The sequence below is a fragment of the Micromonospora sp. NBC_01412 genome (genome assembly GCF_045040215.1).
Lineage (GTDB): Bacteria > Actinomycetota > Actinomycetes > Mycobacteriales > Micromonosporaceae > Micromonospora > Micromonospora rubida.
Genome location: NZ_CP109528.1, coordinates 392,037 through 415,954, shown reverse-complemented (window position 1 = coordinate 415,954; position 23,918 = coordinate 392,037). Strand labels below are relative to the sequence as shown.

Genomic DNA, 23,918 nt, shown 5'->3' with positions numbered 1-23,918 from the left:
CGGGCGGGATGGCCCGATCCGTGGCGGATTCTCCCACCACTGTCGCACCGAGGCGGCAACACTTTCCGCAGGTATTGACAGTCATGAAAATGCTGGCCAGACTTTCAGCAATCGATTTCTTGCCGTCCTCGCGGCCGTCAACGCAAACCCCCAACCCCACATGCCGTTTTCTCATGAGGAGCATCGTGAAGACAAAACTATTGGCGGTACCTCTCGCTCTGTGCATGGCCGTGGCGGCCGTGGTCGTGGGCGCGCCAGTGCAGGCGGCCCCGATGGGGACCCTGGCCTGCTCGTCGGTCCCCGCCAACCACGACCCCGCGGTCACCCTGATCGTGTACCGGGTGGCCCGTGCCCACAACGCCAACGACAAGGTGCTGCTCTCCGCCTTCGAGGCGGGCTGGGTCGAGTCGCACATGAACAATCTGCCCTGCGGGGACAAGTCCTCGCTCGGGGTGTTCCAGCAGCGCTGGGACTACGGGTGGGGCACGCCGGAGCAGATCATGGACCCGGTCTACGCGAGCACGCAGTACGTCACCCGGGCGATCGTCTGCGACCGCAACAATCCCGGCTTCACCGCAGGACAGGTCGCCCAGTGCGTGCAACGCTCCGGCTTCCCGGACCGCTACGACCAGGTCGCGGCGAAGGCTCGGAGCCTGCTCAACGAGGCCACCCGCACGCACGCCATCGCCGGCGGATCGTCGACCGACGTCACCGGCGACGGCCGCGACGACGTGCTCGCCTTCACCCAGAACGCCCTGGCGGACGTCTACGTCGGCAGCTCCACCGGCGCCGCGTTCGCCGGCACCTCCGTGCGGTGGAACGACTTCTTCTCCATCGGCGGCGAGACCGCGTCGAGCGGCGACGTGAATGGTGACGGCAAGGACGACATCGTGACCTTCGCGCACAGCAACACCGGCGATGTCTACGTGGCGTTGTCGAACGGCTCGTCCTTCGGTGGCGGCCAGAAGTGGCACGACTGGTTCGCCCCGGGGGCGGAGATCGGCGCGGTCGGCGATGTCAACGGCGACGGCAAGGCCGACATCGTGGCGTTCACCCACAACCAGGCTGGCGACGTCTACGTGGCGCTGTCCACCGGCACCTCCTTCGGCCCGGGCCTGAAGTGGCACGAGTTCTTCAGCCCCTTCGGCGAGTACCCGGTGGTGGCGGACGTCGACGGTGACCGCAAGGCCGACATCATCACCTTCACCCAGGGTGCCGCCGCCGACGTGATCGTCGCCCGGTCGACCGGCACGTCCTTCGGCGGCGCGCAGAAGTGGCACGACTTGTTCGCCGTCGGTGCAGAGCTGCCCCGCGTCGGTGACATCAACGGCGACGGCAAGGCCGACATCGTGACCTTCACCTGTGACGCCAACGCCGACGTGTACGCCGCCGTGTCCAACGGCAGCGCCTTCGTCGGGACCACCGTGAAGTGGAACGACTTCTTCTGCCTGGGCGGCGAGTTCCCCTACCTCGGCGATTTCAACGGCGACGGCAAGGCCGACATCGTCGTCTTCACCAAGGGCGCCACCAACGACGTCTACGTGGGGCTCTCGACCGGCACCGGGTTCGCCGCCGGCGTCAAGTGGCACGACTATTTCGGTCTCAACGGCGAGGCGACCCTGTGACCCGCGAACTGGAGACCCCGATGACAGGAACATGGCCCCGTTGGCGCCGAGGTGCCGTCACCCTGATCGCCGCGGCGCTCGCTGGCGCGATCGCCGGCCCGCCCGCGCCGGCACCCGCCGCTCCGACCCGCAGCACGGCGGACACCGCCTTCGACCGCGCGGCGCGTGAGTTCGACGTGCCCCGGGACCTGCTGGTCGCTGTCGGGTACGGCGAGTCCCGGCTCGACTCGCACGACGGCAAGCCCAGCCAGGCCAACGGTTACGGCGTGATGCACCTGGTGAGCAACCCCACCAGGCGCAGCCTCGAACGCGCGGCCACGTTGACCGGCGAGTCGATCGCGAACCTCAAGTCGACCACCTCGGCGAACATCCGGGGCGGTGCCGCCGTCCTGCGTGACCTCGCCGACGGGCAGGGCCTGACGGCCGCCGACCGCGACCGGGTCACCGCCTGGTACCCGATCGTGGCCACGTACGGCGGGGCGGTCAACGACGCCACCGCGCGGCTGTACGCCGACCACGTCTACGACCTGTTGCAGCAGGGCATCGCTGGTCCGGTCGCGGTGCGGCCGAACCGGGTCGAGCCGGAGCGCGGTCGTTACGCGGCGGTGGCGCCCGCAGGCACCGCGCCGTCGAACGCCCTCGCCGCCGCGGCCGTGCCGGAGTACGGCCCGGCGCGGTGGGTCGCGGCCAACGGCGCGAATTACGGCGCGGGCCGGTCCAGCCGGATCACCACCGTCATCCTGCACGTCACCCAGGGCTCGTACGCGGGCACGATCAGCTGGTTCCAGAACCCGTCGTCCGGCGTCAGCGCGCACTACGTGATCAAGTCGAGCAACGGCGAGATCACCCAGATGGTGCGCGAGGGCGACACGGCGTACCACGCCCGTGCCGGCAACGCGTACGGGGTGGGGATCGAGCACGAGGGGTACGTGGACAACCCGGCGTGGTTCACCGACGCGATGTACCGGTCGTCGGCGGCGCTGACCCGCTACCTGTGCGACAAGTACGGCCTCCCGAAGAACCGCACCGCCATCAAGGGCCACAACGAGATCCCCGGCAACGATCACACCGACCCCGGCCCCAACTGGAACTGGAACTACTACATCTCGCTGGTCAACCAGGGCGGCGTGGGAACCGGATCCAAGTACCTCGCCGGTTCGCCGACGGACTTCACCGGTGACGGCCGCGACGACGTGGTGGCGTTCACCCAGGGCTCGCTCAACGACGTCTACGTCTCCTCGTCGACCGGATCATCCTTCGCCGGCACCTCCGTGAAATGGAACGACTTCTTCGGCCTCAACGGCGAGACCCTGCTCTCCGGAGACTTCAACGGTGACGGCAAGGACGACATCGTGGCGTTCACCCACGGCACGCTCGGCGACGTCTACGTCTCTCTCTCCACCGGCACCACCTTCGCCAACTCCACCAAGTGGCACGACTGGTTCGCACCCGGCGCCGAGGTGCCCGCGGTGGGTGACGTCAACGGCGACGGCAAAGACGACATCATCACCTTCACCCACGACGCCGCAGGTGACGTCTACGTGGCACTGTCCACCGGAACCTCGTTCGGCCCAGGCGTGAAGTGGCACGAGTTCTTCTCCATCGCCGGCGAGTACCCAGCGGCGGGTGACATCAACGGCGACGGCAAAGACGACATCATCACCTTCACCCAAGGACCCGCCTCGGCCGCAGACGTGATCGTGGCACTCTCCAACGGCACCGGCTTCGGCCAGCCACAGAAGTGGCACGACCTGTTCGCCGTCGGCACCGAGCAACCACGAGTAGGCGACATCAACGGCGACGGCAAGGACGACATCGTGACGTTCACCTGCAACGCCGACGCAGACGTGTACGCCGCAGTCTCCAACGGCACGGGATTCGTAGGCACCACCGTGAAATGGAACGACTTCTTCTGCATCACGGGCGAGTTCCCCTACCTCGCCGACGTCAACGGCGACGGCAAAGACGACATCATCGTCTTCACCAAGGGCAACACCAACGACGTCTACGTCGGACTCTCCACCGGCACCACCTTCACCAGCGGCACCAAATGGCACGACTTCTTCGGCCTCAACGGCGAAACCACGCTCTGAACAGCGCGTCATAGGGGGCGCCGGCCGAACCGGGCCGGCGCTCCGTCGTGCACTCTGCCGACGGATAAACGAACCCGCGCGGCGGAACACCCGGCGGGTCAGGCCGGAAACACCTTTAGATCCACAGACCCCTCGACTGAGATCGTCGCGGCCGACGGCAGTGGGGGCGCGGCAGGCGCTATGGACGCCTGCCGCGCGGGGACCACGACATGGGACGCGAATTGGCTGACCGGGATTGCGCGTTCGGGCGCCGATCGGGATCGGTGCCCGCCGTCACGGTCACGACCTGCGAACGCGCTCACCATTGCCGAACGCGAGGGAGTTCTGCGACTGCTGAAAGTCCCGAGCTCGTCGATGCCGCTCCGGTGCAGATCTACGCGGCGGTGCTGGACCAGGGCGTGTATATGGGCTCGATCGCCACCATGTACGGGAATCCTCGGCGGGCACCGGCAGGTCCGCGAGCGCTCGACTTCACTGCGGCTGCCGCCCGCCTGACGGCCACCGGCAGCAAAGCGACCACGTGCTCGTCGACGAAGGCCAGGACCTGTCGCCGACGCACTGGCAGATGCTGCGCGCCCTGGTCGTCGAGGGTGCGGACGACCTGTTCATCGCGGAGGACTCCCACCAGCGCATCTATGGCAACCGAACCGTCTTGGGCCGGCATGACATCAAGATTGTCGGCCGCTCGCAGCGGCTCACCCTCAACTACCGCACTACCGCACAGGACTTGCGCTACGCGTTGGCGGTGCTCGACGGCGGCGACTTCGTCGACCTCGAAGAGCAGGCGGAGGCCACCGGCCACCGCTCGGCTCGATCGGGGCCGATACCGGCGGTGGAAAACGTCGAGTCGCTCGTCGCCGAACAACCCACGAGCCGAACCTGCCGGCAGACCGCGCACTTGATTCTCTGTGGTCACGCCCCTGGTCACAGACCCGAGGGGAGGTGGCGATGCTGGCGGCACTGCAGTATCGGGGGCGTGGGCGAATTGCGCGACGCAGCGCGGACAGGGGCGCGGGCCGCTGTGCCCCATCTCGGTCAGCCCAACTCGATCCACTCCCGGCTGAGGGTGGTGGCCTTGACGCCGGCGGCGTCGCCTACCCGCTTGTCCAGGTCCACGGCCGTGCGACGACCAGGCACGCCGCGCCGTGGCTACCGCCTCGTAGGCTACCCAGAGTGCCTGGGTGACAGCAATGTGTAGTAATTCGCTCTCAATGTGTGTACCATTCGGATGCTGACGGTGGTCGATGCAAAAGCCACCAGCCAAATTGGGAGAACGGGGAGGGCGCTGTGATCAGAACCAGGTTCCTTAAACAACTCGCTGCGATCGCCGTACTGATCGTCTCGAGCGCCACTGCTTCCGCAGGAGCCGCGCACGCGGACGGGGTGAATCCGACCGGCAGCGCATCGACGTCGGCAAGGGTGCCGTCGACACCACCTAACACGGCGGTGCTGGCAGGCGGACACCCGCAGTTCGTCCCTGGTGATTTCTCTACCCAGGCGTGGGAATGCACTCCCGGATACCCCTGCCTGTACGACCTCGACGGTGGTGAAGGAGACTCGGTCGTCCTGAACGGCTGCGGCTGGTGGGCCCTTAACGCGTACAGTAACTGGGCAAATTCGGCACGGACTCAGGGCAACAGCATTACGGTGTACAACTGGTCCGGGAGCGCTTGGGTCAACTGGGGAACTGTGCCTTCATATCAGCAGTGGGAATTCACGTTGAAGAACCAGATCGACGCCGTCAATGTGAACTGCGCATCGACTCCGCCCCCCTTCTAGCCAGTATGACGGCGGGCGCACCTAGCGTCTTGGCGTAGGGCGTCAGCCAACGGAAGGAAGGCCTCGCACCAGGTGGTGCGAGGCCTTCCTTCCGGCAGCCGCCGAGGCTTCCGTGAGGGCTTCCCGCGATCGTGTCTGGTCCACTTTCACCCCGACATCGACGGACATGACGTCCGCCCAGCCGGCATGCGGACGCCGTACGCCATGACCGAACGGCGTGCCTATCCGTCCGATGCCCGTTGGGCCCTGATCGCACCCCGCCTGATCGCCTGGCGGCAGGCTCGCACCCACGCCCACGCCGACCCTGCTCCCGTCGGCCTACTCGCCGAGGAGGTCGGTGTACACGCTGACGTCCATGGTGTCGTAATCGCTACTCTCGATGAGTCGGTCTAGCCTTGGCCTGTTGTCCCCAGGGACACGCGAACGTCAGTAGGGGCGGGCCCTAAACTTGCGGATCGTGACGACACCCCTCATTTCGGTCGAGGTGGCCTTCGCGCTGTTGCGGGAGGGTCGTTTGGGCGACGCCGAGAGCCTCATGACGCGCGAGCTGCAGGCCGCCACGGACGAACACGGTCACGGCAGCCCGGAATGGGCCTCTGCCCAGTGCGACCTCGGTGATGTGCTGCTCAACGCCGATCTACTCGATCGCGCGGTCGAGTGTTACCGCCGTGCCGTCTCCGCGGCGCCGCGCGATCACGGGTCCCGCAAGGACCAGTTGACCTACCGACTCAATCTGGGCTTGGCGCTGCGCATGGCGGGACGACTCGACGAGGCCGAGACGGAGTTGCGCCAAGGCGTTGAGGAGCGGCTCGCCTTCTACGGTCGCGAGCATGCCGGGTACGCGTTCGGCCTCGAATCGCTGGCGGACCTGCTGCGGCAGCGTGGCGACGTGGCAGAGGCCCGGCAGGTCGTCGAGGAGGCGGTGGCCAACCTGTGGCGCAACGGGCACGAGCGGGTGGCCTCCGCGTTGGGGGCTGCGAGCGGCGATTGTGCACGCCGGTGGCACGGGCGAGTCGCTCTTCGTGGGCCTGCACCAACTGCCGGACGGGGTCGTCGAGCAGGTGGCGCGAGTCGTCACCCAGATGCTGGACCACGACGATCCGGCGTCCAGTTCCCTGCTTACCTCCCTGGTCGCCGCCGTGGAGGAGCGGCTCGGCCCGGACCACCAGGCGACGCTCAACGCCTTGTCCGCGCTGGCGAACCTCGGCCGTAATCTCGGTGACCCAACGGAGCGTGTCGATGCAATCGAGCGCGTGCTCGCTTCGTATGACCGCCAGGGCCGGCAGGAGGAGGCGCTGATGGCGGCGCTCGGCCTGGCGATGGCCCAGGACGAGGCCGGCGAGGCCGAGGCGGCGCTGGGCACGTATGCGTCGGCGCACGGGAGGGCGGAGCACATCGATCGTCCGGAGCTGCTGAGTCAGGTGCTGCGGAACTGGGGTCTCGCGCTGAAGGAGGCCGGCCAGGTGGGCCTGGCGGAGCAACGGCTGACCGAGTCAGTGGACCAGGCGCGCCGCGGCACCGACCATGACATGGTCGGGCGGGCCTGTGTCGCCCTCGGTCTGTTCCTTCAGCATGAGGCACGGTTGTCGGAGGCCCGCACGGTCCTGGAGGAGGGCCTGGCCGTCATGGATCCCGTACACCCGGACGCGATCATCGGCCGCAGCCACCTCGGTGCGGTCCTGGATGGCCGCACCTGTGGGTGCGGCGACATGGCGGGTACGACCGCCGACGCGTTCCGCGAGTTCGTCGTCACCAGGCTCCCTGCGGGCCTGCTCGACCGCCTCGACGTGGCGATTGTCGACGGCGAATTCACCGCACGGACTGGGCCGGAGTGGTCAACGAGTGGAGCATCCAGATCCTGCCCAGCGCGCAGGCGACGCTCCCGGCCGGCTGGAAGGTGGAGAACACCACCGACGTGCCGATCGTCGACGACGGCTGGTCGGAGTCGCCCGTCACGGTGTCGGGCCTGACCGGCATGGGCCCGAAGGACTGGCGGGTGTCGGTCGACATCACCCACACCCACTGCGGCGACCTGGCCCTGTACCTACAGGCCCCGGACGGCACCGGCTATCTGTTGGACGACCTCACCGGCACCGGGGACGTGGACAACGTCGCCAAGACGTACACGTTCAACGGCTCCGCCGAGATCGCGAACGGGGTGTGGAAGCTCCGGGTCCTGGACGCGGTGTGGGGCGACACCGGAGTCATCGACGCGTGGAGCCTGTCCGCGTCGGAGTTCCAGGTGGTGAGCACGAACGCCCGGGTACCGGTGGTCGACCTGGCCACCGCCGAGAGTCCCCTGACGGTCTCCGGGGTGACCGGCAACGCCCCCAATGGCATGCAGGTCCAGGCGAAGATCACCCACCCGAAGCCGGTGCAACTGGTCGTCACCCTGGTGGCGCCGGACGGTACGGCGTACCCGTTGCACGACAGGAAGCCCGCGCTGCCCGCGGTGTTCCTGGTCGACGCCACGGCCGAAGCGGCCATCGGCACCTGGAAGCTGCGTGTGGAGGACACGGTGGCCGGTGATGCCGGCGCCATCGAGTCGTGGGGCCTGGCGCTCGAGCCGGCAGCGGCCTGGCCGGAGCAGCGCGGCCGGTCGTTCACTGTTGACAGCCCCGTGGTCGGTGCGAACGGCAGCGGCTACGTGCAGGTGACGGGTGTGCCCGGGAACGCGCCGTCGGACCTGCGGTTGACGATGAGTACGTCGTACGCCTGGGTGAGCGAGCTGAAGGTCTCGCTGGTGGCGCCGGACGGGTCGGCGTACGTGGTGCATGACGGGGCGAGCGCCATGCCGGGGACGTTCACGGTGGATGCCTCGGCGGAGGTGGCCAACGGGCGGTGGAAGCTGGTGGTGCAGTGCAGTGCAGCGCAACAGCACCAGCGGCACCGTGGGGATCGTCTCGTGGAGCCTGTGGTCCCCGGTGAGCCAGACACCGCCGGCCCCCGGAGTGACGACCAAGTTCGCCAACGGCAGCGACATGGCGATCACCGACGACGGGTACTCGTCGACGGAGAGCGGAGTGCAGGTCTCCGGCATCGCCGGCAACGCGCCGGCCGACCTGCGGGTCGCCGTGGACATCAAACATCCCAACCGGGGTGATCTGATTCTGCGCCTCGTGGCGCCGGACGGCACCGCGTACCTGCTGGAGGACATCCCGAATGCCGACACCGGCGACGACGTGTTCGCCAGCTACGAGGTCAACGGCTCGGCCGAGAAGGCCAACGGGTCCTGGCGGCTGCGGGTCTCCGACACCGTCGCCGGAAACGCCGGCACGATCGACGGCTGGAGCCTGAGCCTCGCCAGCGTGCCGGCCGCCGTTCCGGGCACCCGGTTCGAGAACACCGATGACGTACCCACCGTGGACAACGGCATCGCGGAGTCCACGGTTTCGATCACGGGTGTCGCCGGTGCCGTGCCAGCCGGCCTGCGGGTGGGAGTCACGCTCCGGCACCCTCAGCGTGGCGACCTGGTGCTGCACCTGGTGGCACCGGATGGCACGGTGTACTTGCTGGAGGATGTCCCCGACGGGGACGCCGGCGACCACGTGCGGACGACCTACTGGGTGGACGCCTCGGCCGAGACTGCCAACGGCAGCTGGGCGCTCCAGGCCCGGGACACGGTTTCCGGCAACAGTGGCGGCGTCATCGACGCCTGGAGCATCCAGTTCGGCGCCGAGTAGCGGGTATTTCGGGGTGGGGTGCTTGCCGACCCCGGCGTAGGGGACCTCGACCGCCCCAAGGGCGCGGCACCGGACGGCCGCTACGGTACGTGCGAGTCGAATCACTTCTTGTGATCATTGGCACTGATCGGTAGCGTGTCGATCGGCGGATTTCAAAGATTTCCATATGTCAATGCCATGGTCATGGCGGTGACCCGGTCTGTCTCCTGTCGCATGCTCAGCTGTCGGTTGATTCCGGCTGGGCGGAGCCGTGCCCGAGGATGCCGCCGACAGTGATGGGGCGGTCATGACGACGTTGATCATCGGCAACAGCCGGACCTGGGAGATGGTCGGCGATCTGGCGGCACTGACCCCCGACCAGTTGCGGGGCGGTGGTTGCGTCGCGCAGCGCATGCTCTGGTTCGCCCGGGACGGCGACGTACTGGTGTTGCCGTTCGCCCCGCCGGCGGACTATCTGACCTACGTCACCCACCTGACCGGAACCGACGCCTCCTCGCTGACCGTCGTGGTCCCCCCACCCGACAGTCTCGGCTCGGACATCCTCACCCCGGATCGGCTTACCGATCCGAGCTTCCTGGACGATCTTCGCCGTGCCCTCGGCGACCGGCCGCCGGTCGAGATCGTCGCCGTTTACAAGGATCTATCCGTCACCGGACTCGCCCGGGCGTTGGCCGCCGAGGCGGCCCTACCCGGCTATCCGTTCAGCGCCCAGGCCGGCGACGCGCTGGTGAACAGCAAGGCCGGATTTCGGGCGCTGGCCGCCGGAGCCGGAGTGCCACTCGCCCCGGGCACCGTGGTCACCCGGCCGGAACAGGCGCTGGAGGCGATCACTGACCTCTTCGATCAGGGCCACAGCGTGATGGTGAAGTTGGAGTTCAACGGTGGTGGCTTCGGCAACGAGATCCTCAGCCGTACCGATGGCGTCGTGCCGACCGGCGCACCCCGGGTGGTGGTGTTGCCGAACCGTCCCGGGCTGCTGTCATACGTTCAGGGGCGTTGGGAGTGGCTCACCGCCGGCCGCGCGCACCGGCTGGTGGTGGAGCGGTTCTTCCCCGGCTCCACCACCGTCTACGCGGAGTTCATCGTCACCGACGAGGCAGCCCAGCTGATCGGGGTGGGTGAGCTGCTGATGGAGCCGCTGGCGATCGGCGCGGTGTTGCCGGCGCAGACGATCGACGCGGAGACCAGAGCGGAGTTGCTCGACGGCGCCGAACGGCTGGTCGAGTCCCTACGCGTACTCGGCTACCGGGGGGTGGTCAGCGCCGACGCCATCCTCACCCCGGACGGGCAGGTGCTCTTCACCGAGACCAATTGTCGCCTGACCGGCTCCACCCACGTGCACCTGGTGCTCGATGGCCGCGTGGTCGATCCCGGCTACCGGGAGAAACGAGTCTTCCTGGAACGCGACGGTTGGGCCGTGCCGTCGTTCACGGCGGCCATCGGGCGGCTCGCGGCGGCCGGCCTGGGTTACGACCCGACCAGCCGTACCGGAGTCGTGGTCACCTCCAACGACGTCGACGGGGACGGTACCGTCGCCTGCTGCGCCATCGCGGACGATCTTCAGGCGGCGGAGGAGCTGCACCGCAGGCTGGGCGAACTCTTCGTGGACCAGTCGTCATGACCCGCGCCACGTCCTCGGGACGGACCCGCAGCTGTGGCCGGGGGCCGGTACACATCAGGTCGAACCGCATCGGTCGCCGACGGTCGCGATGAGCCGGCGGATGCGGGCGGTGGTCCTGCGCCGACCTGGCGGCCCGGAAGCGCTACGCGTCGAGCGGATACCCGAACCGTCGCCCGGCGCGGGGGAGAGCCTGATCGACGTGACGCTGACCGGGGTCAACTTCGACGACCTGGAGCGAACTGCCGGTGCTCAGCCGGAGCTGCCGCTGCCCGCGGTGCTCGGGGTGGAGGCGGTTGGGCGCCGACGGGCCGACGGCCGGCGGGTGGCCGCGCTGCTACGCCAGGGTGGTGGGTACGCCGAGGTGGTGGCGGCCCGGGACGCGTACACCGTGGAGATCCCGGCGGGCATCGACGACGCGCAGGCGCTCGGCTTGTTCGAGCAGGGCGGCACCGCGTACGGGGCGCTGTCGCTGGCCGGTCGGCTGCGGGCCGGGGAGAGTGTGGCGGTCTCCGCCGCGGCCGGCGGTGTCGGGCACCTCGCGGTGCAGCTCGCGGTGGCGCTCGGCGCCTCACCGGTGATCGGGCTGGCGTCGACCTCGGTGAAGCGGCAGTTCGTCAAGGGGCTCGGCGCTGACGTGGCGCTGGACCCGGCCGACCCGGAGCTGGCCGACCAGGTGCGGGCGGCGGCCGGCGGAGCCGGCGTGGACCTGTTCGTCGACTCGGTGGGCGGCGCGGTGGCCCGGGCCGCCCTGGCCGGCCTGGCGCCGTTCGGACGGTTGGTCTGCCTGGGCTGGCGTCCCGGAACGCAGAACGATCCCGGAACCGTCGGCGGCGGTGCTGTGCCGGCCGGGGCCGAACCGGCGGGCACGCAGGACCCGACCGGCGTCGTCGCGGTGACCACCGCGCAGCTGGCCCAGGGTTCCATCGGTTGCGCCGGCTTCTGGATGCGGCACGTGGTCGACGACCGTGAGCTGTTGTGCGGCGTCGCCGATCGGCTCTTCGAGCTGGCGGCGCGGGGTCGGCTCACGGTTCACGTCGACCGGACGGTCGCGTTGCACGAGGTCGGCGCCGCGCACGCGGCGGTCGCCGCCCGGGCCACCACGGGCAAGGTTCTCATCGACGTACGCCGGGAGGTGTGATGTTCACCCGGTACTGCCGTTCCATGCTCTGCACACCGGCGATCGCGGTCGACCGGTACGCCAACTGCCACCGTTCGGGAGCCGACATCTGCCTGGTCGACCTGGAGGACTCGGTACCGCCGCAGGCCAAGGCCGAGGCCCGGATCCGGGCGAGCGCGTTCTTCACCGGCGAGAGCGCGGCCGGTCGCCGGTGCGCCGTCCGGGTCAACGTGATCACCGAACCGGACGGCATGCGGGACCTGCTCGCTCTGCGCGAATATCCGGTCAAGCCATCCATCGTGCTGGTACCCAAGGTCGAATCGCCGCGCGACGTCGAGATAGTGGCGCGCCTGCTCCGGCCGGTTCGCCCGGACCTCGAACTGTGCGCGGTGATCGAGACGCCGCGTGGGGTGGAGAACGCCGCGGCGATCGCGGCGGCGTCCCCCCGCCCGCGTGCGCTGATCTTCGGATCCGCGGACTACGCGTCCGCTCTCGGCACCCAACTGCGCTGGGGGCCGCTGGCGCAGGCCCGGACCCGGGTGGTGAACGCCGCCCGGGCGGCCGAGGTCGAGGCGATCGACTCGCCGACCTTCCAACTACAGGACCTGACCGCGCTGCGGCGGGAGGCCATCCTGGCACAGGATCTCGGGTTCAGCGGCAAGATCGCCCTGCACCCACGCCAGGTGGCCATCATCAACCAGGTCTTCTCACCGGACGCGGAGTCGCTGGAGGCGGCCCGGCGGGTGGTGGCCGCGGGCCATCGCAGCGGCCAGGGCATCACCACCGTCGACGGGGTGATGGTTGGCCGGCCCTTCTTCGAGGCATCCCAACGGCTGCTCGACGAGTTCGACCCATCGGGCTGACCGTCGCCGGGACAGCAGCCGTCAGCCCCATCGGCAGGGAGAGGGAAATGACGAGTACGGAAGAGCACCAGAGCGTCGTCGGGCCGCACCGGTACCGCAACGCCGAGAAGATGATCCGGACCGCCGACCCGGTCTGGCAGGCAGCGGCCGACCACGGCCTGACCGGGATCAGGGTCGACACGCCCTCGGGCGACTCGAACAACCGGCTCGTCGACCGGGCGACCGGTCGCGAGTTCGTCAACATGTGTTCCTGCGCCTACCTCGGGCTCAACCACCATCCGGCGGTGATCGAGGGTGCGATGTCGGCGCTACGCGAGGCCGGCGCCACCTGGCTGGTCACCTCCACCACCCGCATCCGGCACCAGTTGCTGGCCCGGCTGGAGGAGGAGTTGGGCGACCTGTTCGGCGCCCAGGTGCTCCCCGGTACCACCTGTAGCGCGCTCACCGCCGGAATTCTGCCCCTGGTCGCCTCCGGGCACCTCGCTCCGGGCGGCCCCCGGGTGATGGTCTTCGACCGGTTCTGCCACTTCTGCATGTCGTACGTCAAGCCGATCTGCGCCGAGGAGAGCCTGGTCCTCACCTGCGACCACAACGACCTGGACTACCTGGAGGACGTCTGCAGGCGGTACCCCAGCGTGGCCTACGTCGCCGACGGCGCGTACTCGATGGGCGGCGCCGCTGCCCTGGACGGTCTGTTGGAACTCCAGGACCGGTACGGGCTGTTCCTCTTCATCGACGACTCGCACTCGCTGTCGCTGGTGGGCGAGCGTGGTGAGGGCTTCGTACGATCCCGCCTGACCATGAACCCGCTCACCGTCATCGTCACCAGTCTGGGCAAGGGCTTCGGCACCGGCGGCGGTGTGGCCATGCTCGGTGACCCGGCGATGTACGACTTCCTGGCCCGGCACGCCGGGCCGGTGGGCTGGTCGCAGAACATGGCCCTGCCACTGGTGGGAGCCTCGTTGGCGAGCGCGGCCATTCACCGCTCACCTGAGCTGGGTCAGTTGCAGCGCCGGCTGCAGGAGAACGTGGCGTACTTCGACGAGCTGCTGCCCACCTCGTTCGCCGGCAACGGCCTGCCGGTACGTCGAATCACCGTGGGGGACACCGATCGGGCGGTCCGGCTCTCCGCGGAGCTGTACCAGCGGGGCTTCTACAGCTCCGCGGTGTTCTTCCCGATCGTGCCGCAGGGGCAGGCCGGGCTGCGGATCATGATCCGCGCGGACATCGACCGGGAGGTTCTGGCCACCTTCGCCGACCACGTACGGGAGCTGACCGATGCGGCCTGAACAGGAAGGGCGGCCGGCGGCGGACCGGTCCGGTCCGACCGGCTACCGCTTGGTGGGGGAGAACCGGTACCGCGAACAGGTCGGCTTCTACTACGAGGAGATCGTCGTCGGCACGGTGATCGAGCACCGCCCGGGCCGCACCGTGACCGAGATGGACAACGTATTGATGAGCATGTTGAGCATGAACGCGTCACCACTGCACATCGACGGCGCGTACGCCGCGGCGAGCCGATGGGGCCGGCCACTCGTCTCCAGCCTGGTGACCCTGAGCATCGTCGGCGGGATGACCGCCCGCAGCACCAGCGGCCGGGCCATCGCGAACCTCGGCTGGGACCGGATCCACCTGCCCCACCCCGTCTTCGCCGGCGACACGCTCTACGCCGAGACCGAGGTGACCGCCAAACGGCTCTCCGCAAGCCGTCCGGGCGAGGGCATCGTGAGCTGCCGTACCACCGGCCGCAAGGCCACCGGCGAGGTGGTTGTCACCTTCGAGCGCAGCTTTCTGGTGCCGACGGAGGAATCCAGTATCGACGACAGGACAGGATACTGACCGTGACTCCAGAGCGGACCGTCACTACGCCAGCCCCGTCCATCCCGGAGCCGTTCGGTCGGCCGGCGGTGAACTCCTGGGACGAGTTCACCCGGCTCCGTGAGATTGTCGTCGGGGACGCCACGCACATCCGTCTCCCGGAGCAGGCCGATCCGTCGGCGTGGCTGAGCTGCTTTCCGAAACTGACCCGGGCCGAGCTGGGCAAGCTCGAGGTGGGCGAGGTGCCGGCGCAGATCGTCGAGGAGACGAACGAGGACCTGGCCGTACTCTGCGCCAGCCTGCACGGGCTGGGCGTGACCGTGCACCAGCCCGCGATCGTCGACCACAGCGTCGAGTTCGCCACGCCGCACTGGCGCAGCGCCGGCTTCACCTCGTACTGCCCGCGCGATCTCACCCTGGTGGTGGGCTCCACCATCATCGAGACCGCCAGCCCGACGCGGTCCCGCTACTTCGAGCTGTTCGGGCTGCGCCCTCTCTTCCAGGAATACCTGCTGCACGGCGCCACCTGGCTGGCCGCGCCCCGCCCGCGACTGCTCGACGAGTTGTACCTGGTCGACCCAGACGGTCTGCCAGACCTGGGGGAGAGCGAACCGGTCTTCGACGCAGCCAACGTGCTCCGGCTCGGCCGCGACCTCTTCTACCAGGTGTCGCGTAGTGGCAATGAGCTCGGTCTACGCTGGCTGGAGTCCGTCGTCCGGCTGCTGGGGGACATCCGGGTCCACCCGCTGCGCGGGATCTACGGCTACACCCATATCGACAGCACCATCTCCCTGCTGCGCCCCGGGCTGGTGCTGCTCAACCCGGGCCGGATCAAGCCGGACGCGATACCGGAACCGCTGCGTGGCTGGGATGTGCTGTGGTGTCCGCCGCTGCGTCGGTCCGCGGTGGGACCGCCCACCCTGAGCGAACACTGGATCAGCATGAACCTGCTGATGGTCGACGAGGAGCACGCCATCGTTGACGCCGACCAGCCGGAGCTGATCGCCGCGCTCGAGGGGCGCGGGATCACCGTGCTGCCGCACCGGCTGCGCCACGCGCAGTTGCTCGGTGGCGGCTTCCACTGCGTCACGCTGGACACCGTCCGTGTCGGCGGGCCCGAGAACTACCTGGACTGAGCGGCCCCGTGTCCCGGCCCGAGCGAGGAGCACGATGACCATCCCCGTCGACCTGGTGATCGCCGGATCCACGGTACGGGTCCTGGTGGACCCGTACCGGAACACCGCGCCCGAGGTGCCCACTCTCGGCCCAAGTGCCGGCGAGTACCCCTGCTACGACGCGGCGGCGTACGCGGAGATGACCGACGACCAGGAGCGCAACCGGCGCTTCCGCGTCGCCCTGGCCCGGTTGGTCGCCGGCCGGACGGTACTCGACATCGGTACCGGCGCGGATCTGCTCTGGGCACGGGAGAGCGTGCGGTACGGCGCCCGTCAGGTCTTCGCGATGGAGGCGATGCAGGAGTCGTTCCGCCGAGCCGGAAGGTGGCTGGCGGAGCGGGACGCCGCGGAGCGGATCAGCCTTCTGCGCGGGGTCTCCACCGAACTCGACATCTCCCCGCGGGCACAGGTGTGCGTCGCCGAGATCATCGGGTCGCTGGCCGGGGCCGAGGGTGCCGCCGCCGTACTGACCGACGCGCGGCGTCGGCATCTCACCGCGGACGCTGTCGTCGTGCCGCACCGGTGCGTTACCCTCGCCGCTCCGGTCGCGTTCCGACGGCTCTTCGCCGACGCTCCGGCGGCCTTCGCGGCAGACTCGCTCGGCTACCTGAAGACCATCTTCGAGTGGCACGGTGCGCCGTTCGACGTACGCCTGCGAATCAGTCACCCGGACCGCGCTGCGCTGCTCGGTGCCGGTCAGGTCGTGGAGGTTCTCGACCTCAACGGGCACCTGCCGCTGGAGCAGCGTCGCTCGGTCCGCCTGGTCATCGACCGTCCGGGCCTCGTGGACGGGGTGCTGACCTGGCTGCGGCTGTGGTGCCTGCCGGACGGGGAACCACTGGACGCGCTGGCGACGGCGTGCAACTGGGCGTCCGTCTACTTTCCGCTGTTCGACACCGAGCAGCCGGTCGAGGCGGGTGACCTGCTCGACCTGACCGTCACGTCGACTCTGTGCGAGGACGGGATCCATCCGGATTACCACCTCGACGCGGTGCTCCATACCGCGAACGCTGGCACCCGGTCGGCGAGCCACAGCTCTCCGTACCGGGGCGGGGGGTTCCGTCAGCATTCCGTCCACCGGCACCTCTTTCCCTAACCCCGGTCCCGGACACCGCGCCGGCACTACCGGAGCGGTCAAGCCGATGACCCGCGCCGGTGGGGTGGCCGAGGTGGCGCTGCTCCAGCCGGGCAACAAGCTTCCCGCCGGATCGTGGACTCTCACGGCCACCGTTCTCATCGCGAACGGCCTGAATGTCCCCACTTCATTCAGGTGTTTCATGCGGACCCGCGGAACGCTGATCTTCATCAACGGTCAACTCCAGGACTGGGGCGGCGGGGACGGCTGGCACCGGACGATGACGATCCCGGGTCTTGTCAACTTGCCGCAGGCGGACTGGATCGACGTGTCCTGCCTCCACGATCAGAACCTGCCGAGCGGCGGTGTGCTGCAGATCGAGGACGTGCGTGTGATTGCCCAGAGGGTCGCCACGACGTTCTGACCAAGGGTCGGCGGCGCCGGCCATCGGACGGGCCAGCGACCACCGGAGGGCGCCTCGATTCGAGAAGAGCTGCGTAGGCTGCGAACGAACGTGCGGGCTCAGCAGGCACACAGTGCTGCGGACTGAACCATCCGGGCCTGGCGGACCGCCATCGCCGCCAGGCCCGAGCATGGCAGGTGCCTCGTCTTCGGTGCACCCAGCACGGGCGAGTCCGCCAGTTGAGCCGACCGAGCGGGCGGGAGCGACGCAGCAGGGCATCTGATGCCGGTGGATCCGCTAGACGAGCCGCCCATCCAGGTACGCGGCGCTCAGGGCAGCGCGTTTCCGCGGGCCGCTGGTGGTGCGGGGGATGCCGCCCCGGGGCACGACGACCACCCTTTTCGTCGTGGGCTGCGGGCGTCCTCGGCGGCTTTGAAGACGAGGATGGCCTGCACGACCGCGGTGGCTCGGCGGGGCGGCAGCGCAGCTCGTTGAGCACCTTCCAGCCTTTGAAAGTGGCGATGGCGCGTTCGCCGAGGGCTCGGATCGTGGCAGGGTCAGACAACACGGCGAGGCTCCCGGCCGGTGCATCGGACCTTGGTCGGCTGCTGTCTCACCGGGAGCCTCGTCCTGTGTCGACACAGCGTCCCCGCATCCGCCGTGACCAGGGCCGGCACGATGAAAAGGCCTCAGGTCATTCTTGAAAGGCCGAGGTTATCTTCCCGTCTCGGCGGGTAACGGCGGTGGGACGAGCGGATGCGGAAGGCGGCAGGGCGATGAAGCCGGATCGGATCAGTGACGTGTTGATTGGTGCGGCCGGCGACGTGGCCGGGACGGTCGTCGATCCTCGGATGGGCCTAACCCGGCTCCGTTCGGTGGCCATCGGCCGTGCCGCCGTCATCGTGGCGGTGGGGGTGATCGCCGCTTTCCTGCTGGCCCGGTACCGTCGCCGGAGCTGAGCCCGTCGGGCGCGGCGGTCAGCATCCGGCTGATCTCTGCGGCGGCCGGGTGCTTCGGTGCGACGCTCAGGAAGCGTCGCAGCGTCCGTGTCGCGTCTGTCGAGTGGGTGCCGCGTTGCGCCAGGCCCAGCACGAGCAGACCGTCCGGGGAGTCCGGGTCGTGCGCGAGTACCTCGCGCGCCGCTTGCCCGGCCCCGGCGGTGTCGCTGGCGCGGAGCAGCGCGAAGGCGAGCCGGAGCCGGATCGCGTCGTCGGGCCGGTCCCGCAGCGCCTCCCGGTACATCTGGGCGGCGGCGCCGTAGCGGCCCTGTGTCTCCAGGTCGCGGGCCAGTTGCACGGCCACCGCGACCGGGTCGGCCGGTGGCTGCGCCGCCGGCTGGTCGAGGCGGTCGGCGGCGAGCGCCACCGATGCCACCAGGGTCGTCAGTGCGATTGCGCCGGCCCGCCACGCCCGGCGGCTCGCCCGGTCATCCGGCGGGGGCCGTGCGCCGCTGGCGGGCACCACCGGGGCGGCTCGGGGTCGCAGCGTACGCAGGGCGGCCCAGCCGCCGGCCAGCAGGACCAGTGCGGGTACGGCCCAGAGCAGCACCCGCACGCCGCCGGCGGGGCCGTCGGCCAGCACGTCCGGGCCGTAGCGGTCGACGAACCAGCGGCGGATCTCGTCACTGTCCCGCCCCTGGGCGAACTGGTCGGCGACCACCTGCCGCATCGCCGCCGCGATCGGCGACCGGGAGTCCGCCACCGACTCGCCCTGGCAGGCGGGGCAGCGTAGCCCGGCGGCGACCGCGTGGACCCGGTCCTCCCGGCCGGTGTCTCCGGTCGAGCGCAGCACCCCGGCCACGGCACCGCTGATCAGTGCCGTGAGCACCAGTGCCGCCAGTGCCGCCCGCCACCTCATCGGGCCAGCAGCGGAGCCACCCGCTGCTCCAGCCACACCCGGGTGACCACGCCCCGTTGCCGGTCGACGATCTGGCCGTCCCGGTCTACCACGAAGGTCTCCGGCACCCCCCGCACGCCCCAGTCGACGGAGCGGGTGCCGTCGGGGTCGGGCAGCACGGTCAGCCCGGCGGCGCCGGTCTCGTCGAGCAGCGCCCGGACCGCCTCGGCGCCGTCCCGGACGTTCAGCCCGACCATGCGTAGGCCGCGCGGGGACCAGCGCCGTTCCGTGTCGACCAGCAGCGGCAGCTCGTTCCGGCAGGGGCCGCACCAGGAGGCGAACACGTTGACCAGCACCACGTCGCCCCGGGCAGCGGCCAGGTCGAAGTGGCCACCGTCCAGGGTGGTACCGGCCAGGGCCGGGGCGGCCGTCGGCGCCGCGGCGTCGGGGTCGGTGGACGCCGGTGTGGCCGATGACCGCAGGCCGAGGGCGACGAGCGTGCCGAGGGCGACGGTGACCGTGAGCACCACCGCCGGTCCGGCGCGCAGCCAGCCCGGACGCCTCACGTCGCAGCCTCCGGGCGGGCGGCGATGGGTGCCGGCCGTCGGCTGTCGGGCCGTTCGGCCGGTCGGCGCCGGGCGCGGACGGCGCTGGCTGCCGCGAGCAGCCCGCCCGAGGCGGTCAGCCCACCACCGGCCCAGATCAGCCCGACCAGCGGATTCACCGCGAGTCGTACGGTCGCGCTTCCGCTGTCCGCCGCAACCGCGAGCAGGGTGACGTACGTGTCCCGCAGGGGCCCGGTGTCGATCGCCGGCACGGTGACGGCGGTGTCCCGGGCGGGGTGGTAGCGCAGCGACGGCGCGACGGTCCGCGTGGTGCCGTCCGCGTCGGTGAGGCTCAGCCGCACGCGTACCGTCATGCCGCCGGTGTCGCTGTGGCGGTCCACACCGGCCAGGCGGACGGCCACGTCGGCCACCCGTAGTGTGTCGCCGGTGCGCAGTGTCGCCTCGGCGTCGCGCCCGTAGGCCGAGGAGCCGGCGACACCGACCGCGACCAGGGCGATCCCGGCGTGCGCGACCAGCCCGGCGAGTCCTCGGCCGGGCCGGCGCAACCGGTCGGCCGCCTCCCGGGCGAGGCCGGTGAGCACGAACGCCGCGGCCCCGAACGCGGCGAGCGCGGGCAGGCCGGGCCGGCTGAGTAGGCCCACCACGGCGACGGTGGCGAGCGCCGCCCCACCGGGCACGATGAGTCGGCGGGGCGCCGTTGTCCGGTCGCGCAGTGCCGGCACCACCCCCATCACCAGCAGCAGCACGACGGCCAGCGGCACGGCGGTGCGTTGGTAGTAGCCCGCGCCGACGGAGACGCGACCGGCGCCGAGCGGCCCGGAGAGCAGCGGGAAGATCGTGCCGATCAGCACCACCGCCGCGATGGTCGTCAGCAGCACGCCGTTGACCAGCACCGCCGTCGCCCGGGACAGCACCGGGACGCCACGCCGGGCCGGTCCGGGCGTGCGCCGTCCGGCGGGCACGGTCGACGCGACGACCGCCAGCACGACGAAGCCGAGCAGCATCGGCCCCAGCGGCGAGTCGGTGAAGGCGTGCACGCTGGCCACCGCGCCGGACCGGGTGAGGAACGTGCCGAGCAGCACCAGGACGAAACTGGCGCAGGCCAGCGCCGTGTTCCAGCCCGCTCGGCCGACGGCCTGGTGCAGGGCGGTGTGCAGGAACGCGGTGGCGGTCAGCCAGGGCAGCAGGGAGGCGTTCTCCACCGGGTCCCACGCCCAGTAGCCGCCCCAGCCCAGCACCGCGTATGACCACCAGGCGCCCAGCCCGATGCCCGCAGTCAGCGCCACCCAGGAGGTCAGCGCCCACGGTCGGGTCACCCGCAGCCAGGCCCGCCCCTCGGGCCCGGCCAGCGGTGCGGCCAGCGCCAGGGCGAACGGCACCACCAGGCCGATGTAGCCGGCGTAGAGCAGCGGCGGGTGCACCCCCATCGCCGGGTGCTGCTGGAGCAGCGGGTTCGGCCCGGGCCCGTTGGCGGGCACTGGGTTGATCTCGCGGAACGGGTTCGCGGCGAAGCGGGACAGCGCGAAGAAGAACACGGTGACCGTGCTGACGACCACCATCGCGTACGCGTGTAGCCGGGCTGGGTACCGGCGCCGGGCCAGTAGGGCCGCGTAGCCGCCGAGGACCAGCAGCCAGAGCAGCAGCGACCCGTCCAGGGAGGCCCAGAGGCTGGTCACGGTGTAGTACAGCGGCACGTGACGGCCGCCGTTCTCCGCCACGAACCGGACGCCGAAGTCGTGCCGGAGCAGCGCCGCCTCCAGCAGGCCGCAGGCGGCGACGGCGCTGGCCAGGGTCGCGCCGGTGGCCAGGCGGGCCGGCCGGGCGGGCGCGGCGAACAGGGCCACCCGCAGCCAGAGCAGGGCGGTCAGGGTGGCGCAGGTCAGGCCGACCGCGAGGCTCGCGGTGCCGAGGTCACCGAGCATCGACCGGTCCCGTCGGGTCGGTGGACGGCCGGTACTCGTTGCCGTGCCGGACCACGACGTGGTTGGAGCGGAACACCCGGTCCGCCGACAGGGTGCCCTCGACGACCGCCTCCTCGCCCTCCCGGAATGTCTCCGGCGGCACCCCGCGCTGCTCGACGGTGATCTCGTGGCCCTCCGCGGTGAGGCGGAACACCACCAGGTCACCATCGCGGCGCAGCGACCCGGGCACCACCTCGCCGCCGAGGCGTACCCGGTCCCGGGTGGCGGACGGGTCGTCGAGCACCTCGCCCGGGGTGCGGTAGTAGGTCAGGGTGCTCTGCAGCGCGCCGGTGACCAGGAGCCCTCCGGCGGCCAGCAGCACGGCGACCAAGGCGACGTGGCCCGCGCGGCGCCGGGTCATCCGATCCGGGCCGGCACGCGGTCGGGGGCGGGGGCGGGGGACGCATTGAGGGCCAGCCGCCGTTCCAGCCGGACCACCAGGTGGGCCAGGACGCAGAGCGCGGCGAGCGTCGCGGCGGCCACGGCGAGCAGCAGAGCTACCCCCATCCGCGGGTCGATCGGCGGGCGCTGTGGGGCGAGCACGGTCGCCTGCTGGTGCAGCGACCGCCACCAGAGCACCGAGAAGTGCACCACTGGCACGAGGAGGAAGGCGGCAATGCCGACCACCGCTGCCCGGCGGGCCACCTGGTGGTCGCCGCCGTCGCACGCCCCGATCCGCTCGGCCACCGCGCGGCGCAGGGCCAGATAGCCGGCGTACGCGAGCAGCAGCAGCGCGGTGCCGACCAGCCGGGGATCCCAGGCCCACCATGTCCCCCAGACCAGATGCCCCCAGAGCGAGCCGGTGCCGATCGTGACGGCGGTCAGCACCACACCGATCTCCGCGCTCGCCCGGGCGAACCGGTCCCAGCGCAGGTCGCCCCCGATCAGGTACGTCCCGCTGGCGGCCAGCACCACGGCGAACGCCGCGTACGCGACCCAGGCGGCGGGGACGTGCAGGTACATCAGTCGTTGCGCATGGCCCTGCACCTCGTCCGGGGGTGCCAGCCAACCGCCGGCCACCACCGCCCCCGTAGCGAGCCCACCGGCGAGCCAGGCGATCGTCCGGCGGCCGGCGGCGGCTCGAGTGGTGTCGCCGAGCAGGTCCAGCGGGGAGGCTTGCATGATCTTCCCTGTCCACGCCCAGCGGCGCTGTCGGATGGGTGGGAGGCAAATTAACCCTAAATGGCATGCGGGTCGCATATTCCCGTATTCGCCGTAATTGGGCGGTAAGCGCCTGATTGATCCTAGAGTCGCAGCTGATGGACGCGACAGCGGCGACGACCAGCAGTGAGGCCCGGACGGCGCGGCGACGCCGGCGGCCACGCCCCGCGCTGAGCGCGCTGGCCGGCCTGCTGCTGATTGCCGGGTGCGCTGGCGACGCGCCCTCCGCGCTCAACCCCGCAGGCTCCGGCGCGTCCCGCGTCGCGGGGCTGTGGTGGCTGTTGTTCTGGATCTCCGTGGCGGTCTTCGTCGAGGTCATGGCGCTGCTGACGTGGGCGCTGGTGTTCCGGCGCGGCAACGTCCGGATCCGCCACGGCCAGCCGCTGCGTTTCGTCACCGTGGCCGGCGCCGGGCTGCCCTTCGTCATCCTCGTCGCCGTCTACGGGGTGGGGCTGCGCGACCTCGCCGCGCTCGGCGACGCGCCCGGTCCGGAGGCCCTCACCGTGGAGGTGACCGGCCACAAGTGGTGGTGGGAGGTGCGCTACCCGGGGGCCTCCGGGGCCACGGCCAACGAGATCCACATTCCGGTGGGAGAGCGGGTCAAGGTGCGGCTGCGCACCGACGACGTGTTGCACAGCTTCTGGGTGCCACAGCTCATGCCGAAGACCGACCTGATCGCCGGCGAGACCCGGGAGACCTGGCTGCGGGCCGAGCGGGCCGGCAGCTACCGGGGCCAGTGCGCCGAGTACTGCGGTACTCAGCACGCCCACATGGCGTTCATGGTGATCGCGCAACCGCGCGCCGGCTTCGACGCGTGGCTGGCCCGGCTGAACGCCCCGGCGCGCCAGCCGACGACGGAGGCCGAGCACCGTGGCCAGCAGGCCTTCGTGCAGGGCACCTGCGCCGCCTGCCACACCGTCCGGGGCACCGACGCCCAGGGGCGGGTAGGGCCGGACCTGTCGAATGTCGGCTCCCGGTGGAGCATCGGCGCCGGCGCGGTGCCCAACGACGCCGGCCACCTCGGCGGCTGGATCGCCAACTCGCAGACCGTCAAGCCTGGCAACGCGATGCCGCCGCAGCCGGTCTACGCCGCCCAGTTGCCCGACCTCATCGCGTACCTGCGGTCGCTGGAGTAGGTGGGT

General features: G+C 70.5%; 20 protein-coding genes and 3 pseudogenes. 17 read left to right on the top strand and 6 right to left on the bottom strand.

The window, feature by feature from the left end; translation table 11 throughout:
• Nucleotides 1-224: 224 nt before the first annotated feature.
• The 16 genes and pseudogenes from OG617_RS01725 to OG617_RS01650 all read left to right on the top strand — a co-directional run bounded on the left by OG617_RS01725 (nt 225) and on the right by OG617_RS01650 (nt 17,273).
• Nucleotides 225-1,625, top strand: coding sequence for an FG-GAP repeat domain-containing protein (locus OG617_RS01725; RefSeq protein ID WP_405098092.1), 1,401 nt, complete (start codon nt 225-227; stop codon nt 1,623-1,625).
• 20 nt (nt 1,626-1,645) lie between these two features.
• Entirely contained in the window at nt 1,646-3,718 is a 2,073-nt protein-coding gene (locus tag OG617_RS01720) for an N-acetylmuramoyl-L-alanine amidase (protein ID WP_405098090.1), read from the top strand.
• 511 nt (nt 3,719-4,229) lie between these two features.
• A pseudogene (locus OG617_RS01715) lies at nt 4,230-4,580 on the top strand (UvrD-helicase domain-containing protein); the annotation flags it as partial.
• Nucleotides 4,581-5,005: 425 nt separating this feature from the next.
• A complete protein-coding gene (locus tag OG617_RS01710; protein ID WP_405098088.1) occupies nt 5,006-5,497 on the top strand; it encodes a hypothetical protein in 492 nt (163 codons plus the stop codon).
• A gap of 204 nt (nt 5,498-5,701) precedes the next feature.
• Nucleotides 5,702-5,818, top strand: a pseudogene (locus OG617_RS01705) (IS5/IS1182 family transposase); the annotation flags it as partial.
• Between the two features lie 214 nt (nt 5,819-6,032).
• Nucleotides 6,033-6,710 (top strand): tetratricopeptide repeat protein, encoded by a 678-nt coding sequence (locus OG617_RS01700; protein WP_405104065.1) that lies wholly within the window; start codon nt 6,033-6,035, stop codon nt 6,708-6,710.
• A gap of 618 nt (nt 6,711-7,328) precedes the next feature.
• Nucleotides 7,329-8,600 (top strand): proprotein convertase P-domain-containing protein, encoded by a 1,272-nt coding sequence (locus tag OG617_RS01695; RefSeq protein ID WP_405098086.1) that lies wholly within the window; start codon nt 7,329-7,331, stop codon nt 8,598-8,600.
• The gene (locus OG617_RS01690; protein WP_405098084.1) at nt 8,521-9,180 is read left to right on the top strand and encodes a proprotein convertase P-domain-containing protein; all 660 of its coding nucleotides are present in this window, start codon (nt 8,521-8,523) and stop codon (nt 9,178-9,180) included. Before OG617_RS01695 ends, OG617_RS01690 begins: the two co-directional genes overlap by 80 nt.
• 286 nt (nt 9,181-9,466) lie before the next feature.
• Nucleotides 9,467-10,801, top strand: coding sequence for a peptide ligase PGM1-related protein (locus tag OG617_RS01685; RefSeq protein ID WP_405098082.1), 1,335 nt, complete (start codon nt 9,467-9,469; stop codon nt 10,799-10,801).
• A 100-nt stretch (nt 10,802-10,901) separates the two neighbouring features.
• Nucleotides 10,902-11,939 carry a zinc-binding alcohol dehydrogenase family protein gene (locus OG617_RS01680; protein ID WP_405098080.1) on the top strand — a complete coding sequence of 346 codons (1,038 nt, stop codon included), beginning with the start codon at nt 10,902-10,904 and terminating at the stop codon, nt 11,937-11,939.
• Entirely contained in the window at nt 11,939-12,781 is an 843-nt protein-coding gene (locus OG617_RS01675) for an HpcH/HpaI aldolase/citrate lyase family protein (RefSeq protein WP_405098078.1), read from the top strand. Before OG617_RS01680 ends, OG617_RS01675 begins: the two co-directional genes overlap by 1 nt.
• Nucleotides 12,782-12,828: 47 nt before the next feature.
• Complete coding sequence (locus OG617_RS01670; RefSeq protein ID WP_405098076.1) at nt 12,829-14,070, top strand: aminotransferase class I/II-fold pyridoxal phosphate-dependent enzyme; 1,242 nt, start codon at nt 12,829-12,831, stop codon at nt 14,068-14,070.
• Nucleotides 14,060-14,620 carry a MaoC family dehydratase gene (locus OG617_RS01665; RefSeq protein WP_405098074.1) on the top strand — a complete coding sequence of 187 codons (561 nt, stop codon included), beginning with the start codon at nt 14,060-14,062 and terminating at the stop codon, nt 14,618-14,620. Before OG617_RS01670 ends, OG617_RS01665 begins: the two co-directional genes overlap by 11 nt.
• Before the next feature lie 2 nt (nt 14,621-14,622).
• Nucleotides 14,623-15,735 carry a scyllo-inosamine-4-phosphate amidinotransferase gene (locus tag OG617_RS01660; protein WP_405098072.1) on the top strand — a complete coding sequence of 371 codons (1,113 nt, stop codon included), beginning with the start codon at nt 14,623-14,625 and terminating at the stop codon, nt 15,733-15,735.
• A gap of 34 nt (nt 15,736-15,769) precedes the next feature.
• Nucleotides 15,770-16,870 (top strand): hypothetical protein, encoded by a 1,101-nt coding sequence (locus tag OG617_RS01655; RefSeq protein ID WP_405098070.1) that lies wholly within the window; start codon nt 15,770-15,772, stop codon nt 16,868-16,870.
• A 46-nt stretch (nt 16,871-16,916) separates the two neighbouring features.
• The gene (locus OG617_RS01650; RefSeq protein ID WP_405098068.1) at nt 16,917-17,273 is read left to right on the top strand and encodes a hypothetical protein; all 357 of its coding nucleotides are present in this window, start codon (nt 16,917-16,919) and stop codon (nt 17,271-17,273) included.
• Between the two features lie 392 nt (nt 17,274-17,665).
• On the opposite strand, the pseudogene OG617_RS01645 reads toward OG617_RS01650, so the two are convergent.
• The 6 genes and pseudogenes from OG617_RS01645 to ccsA form a co-directional block, all read right to left on the bottom strand.
• Nucleotides 17,666-17,805 (bottom strand): annotated as a pseudogene (locus OG617_RS01645) (IS5/IS1182 family transposase); the annotation flags it as partial.
• A gap of 344 nt (nt 17,806-18,149) precedes the next feature.
• On the bottom strand, nt 18,150-19,109 hold the full coding sequence (locus OG617_RS01640; protein ID WP_405098066.1) for a cytochrome c-type biogenesis protein CcmH: 960 nt from the start codon (nt 19,107-19,109) through the stop codon (nt 18,150-18,152).
• A complete protein-coding gene (locus OG617_RS01635; RefSeq protein WP_405098064.1) occupies nt 19,106-19,654 on the bottom strand; it encodes a TlpA family protein disulfide reductase in 549 nt (182 codons plus the stop codon). The genes OG617_RS01640 and OG617_RS01635 overlap by 4 nt, the downstream gene beginning before the upstream one ends.
• Complete coding sequence (locus OG617_RS01630; protein WP_405098062.1) at nt 19,651-21,576, bottom strand: heme lyase CcmF/NrfE family subunit; 1,926 nt, start codon at nt 21,574-21,576, stop codon at nt 19,651-19,653. The genes OG617_RS01635 and OG617_RS01630 overlap by 4 nt, the downstream gene beginning before the upstream one ends.
• Nucleotides 21,566-21,976, bottom strand: a complete 411-nt coding sequence (locus tag OG617_RS01625; RefSeq protein WP_405098060.1) for a cytochrome c maturation protein CcmE — start codon at nt 21,974-21,976, stop codon at nt 21,566-21,568. The genes OG617_RS01630 and OG617_RS01625 overlap by 11 nt, the downstream gene beginning before the upstream one ends.
• The gene (gene ccsA / locus OG617_RS01620; protein WP_405098058.1) at nt 21,973-22,737 is read right to left on the bottom strand and encodes a cytochrome c biogenesis protein CcsA; all 765 of its coding nucleotides are present in this window, start codon (nt 22,735-22,737) and stop codon (nt 21,973-21,975) included. Before ccsA ends, OG617_RS01625 begins: the two co-directional genes overlap by 4 nt.
• 137 nt (nt 22,738-22,874) lie before the next feature.
• Between ccsA and coxB the strand changes: the two genes are divergently transcribed.
• Nucleotides 22,875-23,912 (top strand): cytochrome c oxidase subunit II, encoded by a 1,038-nt coding sequence (coxB, locus tag OG617_RS01615; RefSeq protein WP_405098056.1) that lies wholly within the window; start codon nt 22,875-22,877, stop codon nt 23,910-23,912.
• The last annotated feature ends 6 nt before the right edge of the window (nt 23,913-23,918 follow it).

Coding starts and splice junctions, on each gene's coding strand:
- OG617_RS01675 (WP_405098078.1), top strand. CDS start 11,939: ATGTTCACCCGGTACTGCCGTTCCATGCTCTGCACACCGGCGATCGCG.
- OG617_RS01725 (WP_405098092.1), top strand. CDS start 225: ATGGCCGTGGCGGCCGTGGTCGTGGGCGCGCCAGTGCAGGCGGCCCCG.
- OG617_RS01640 (WP_405098066.1), bottom strand. CDS start 19,109: ATGAGGTGGCGGGCGGCACTGGCGGCACTGGTGCTCACGGCACTGATC.
- OG617_RS01630 (WP_405098062.1), bottom strand. CDS start 21,576: ATGCTCGGTGACCTCGGCACCGCGAGCCTCGCGGTCGGCCTGACCTGC.
- OG617_RS01625 (WP_405098060.1), bottom strand. CDS start 21,976: ATGACCCGGCGCCGCGCGGGCCACGTCGCCTTGGTCGCCGTGCTGCTG.
- OG617_RS01665 (WP_405098074.1), top strand. CDS start 14,060: ATGCGGCCTGAACAGGAAGGGCGGCCGGCGGCGGACCGGTCCGGTCCG.
- OG617_RS01655 (WP_405098070.1), top strand. CDS start 15,770: ATGACCATCCCCGTCGACCTGGTGATCGCCGGATCCACGGTACGGGTC.
- ccsA (WP_405098058.1), bottom strand. CDS start 22,737: ATGCAAGCCTCCCCGCTGGACCTGCTCGGCGACACCACTCGAGCCGCC.
- OG617_RS01680 (WP_405098080.1), top strand. CDS start 10,902: ATGCGGGCGGTGGTCCTGCGCCGACCTGGCGGCCCGGAAGCGCTACGC.
- coxB (WP_405098056.1), top strand. CDS start 22,875: ATGGACGCGACAGCGGCGACGACCAGCAGTGAGGCCCGGACGGCGCGG.
- OG617_RS01720 (WP_405098090.1), top strand. CDS start 1,646: ATGACAGGAACATGGCCCCGTTGGCGCCGAGGTGCCGTCACCCTGATC.
- OG617_RS01670 (WP_405098076.1), top strand. CDS start 12,829: ATGACGAGTACGGAAGAGCACCAGAGCGTCGTCGGGCCGCACCGGTAC.
- OG617_RS01650 (WP_405098068.1), top strand. CDS start 16,917: ATGACCCGCGCCGGTGGGGTGGCCGAGGTGGCGCTGCTCCAGCCGGGC.
- OG617_RS01685 (WP_405098082.1), top strand. CDS start 9,467: ATGACGACGTTGATCATCGGCAACAGCCGGACCTGGGAGATGGTCGGC.
- OG617_RS01700 (WP_405104065.1), top strand. CDS start 6,033: ATGACGCGCGAGCTGCAGGCCGCCACGGACGAACACGGTCACGGCAGC.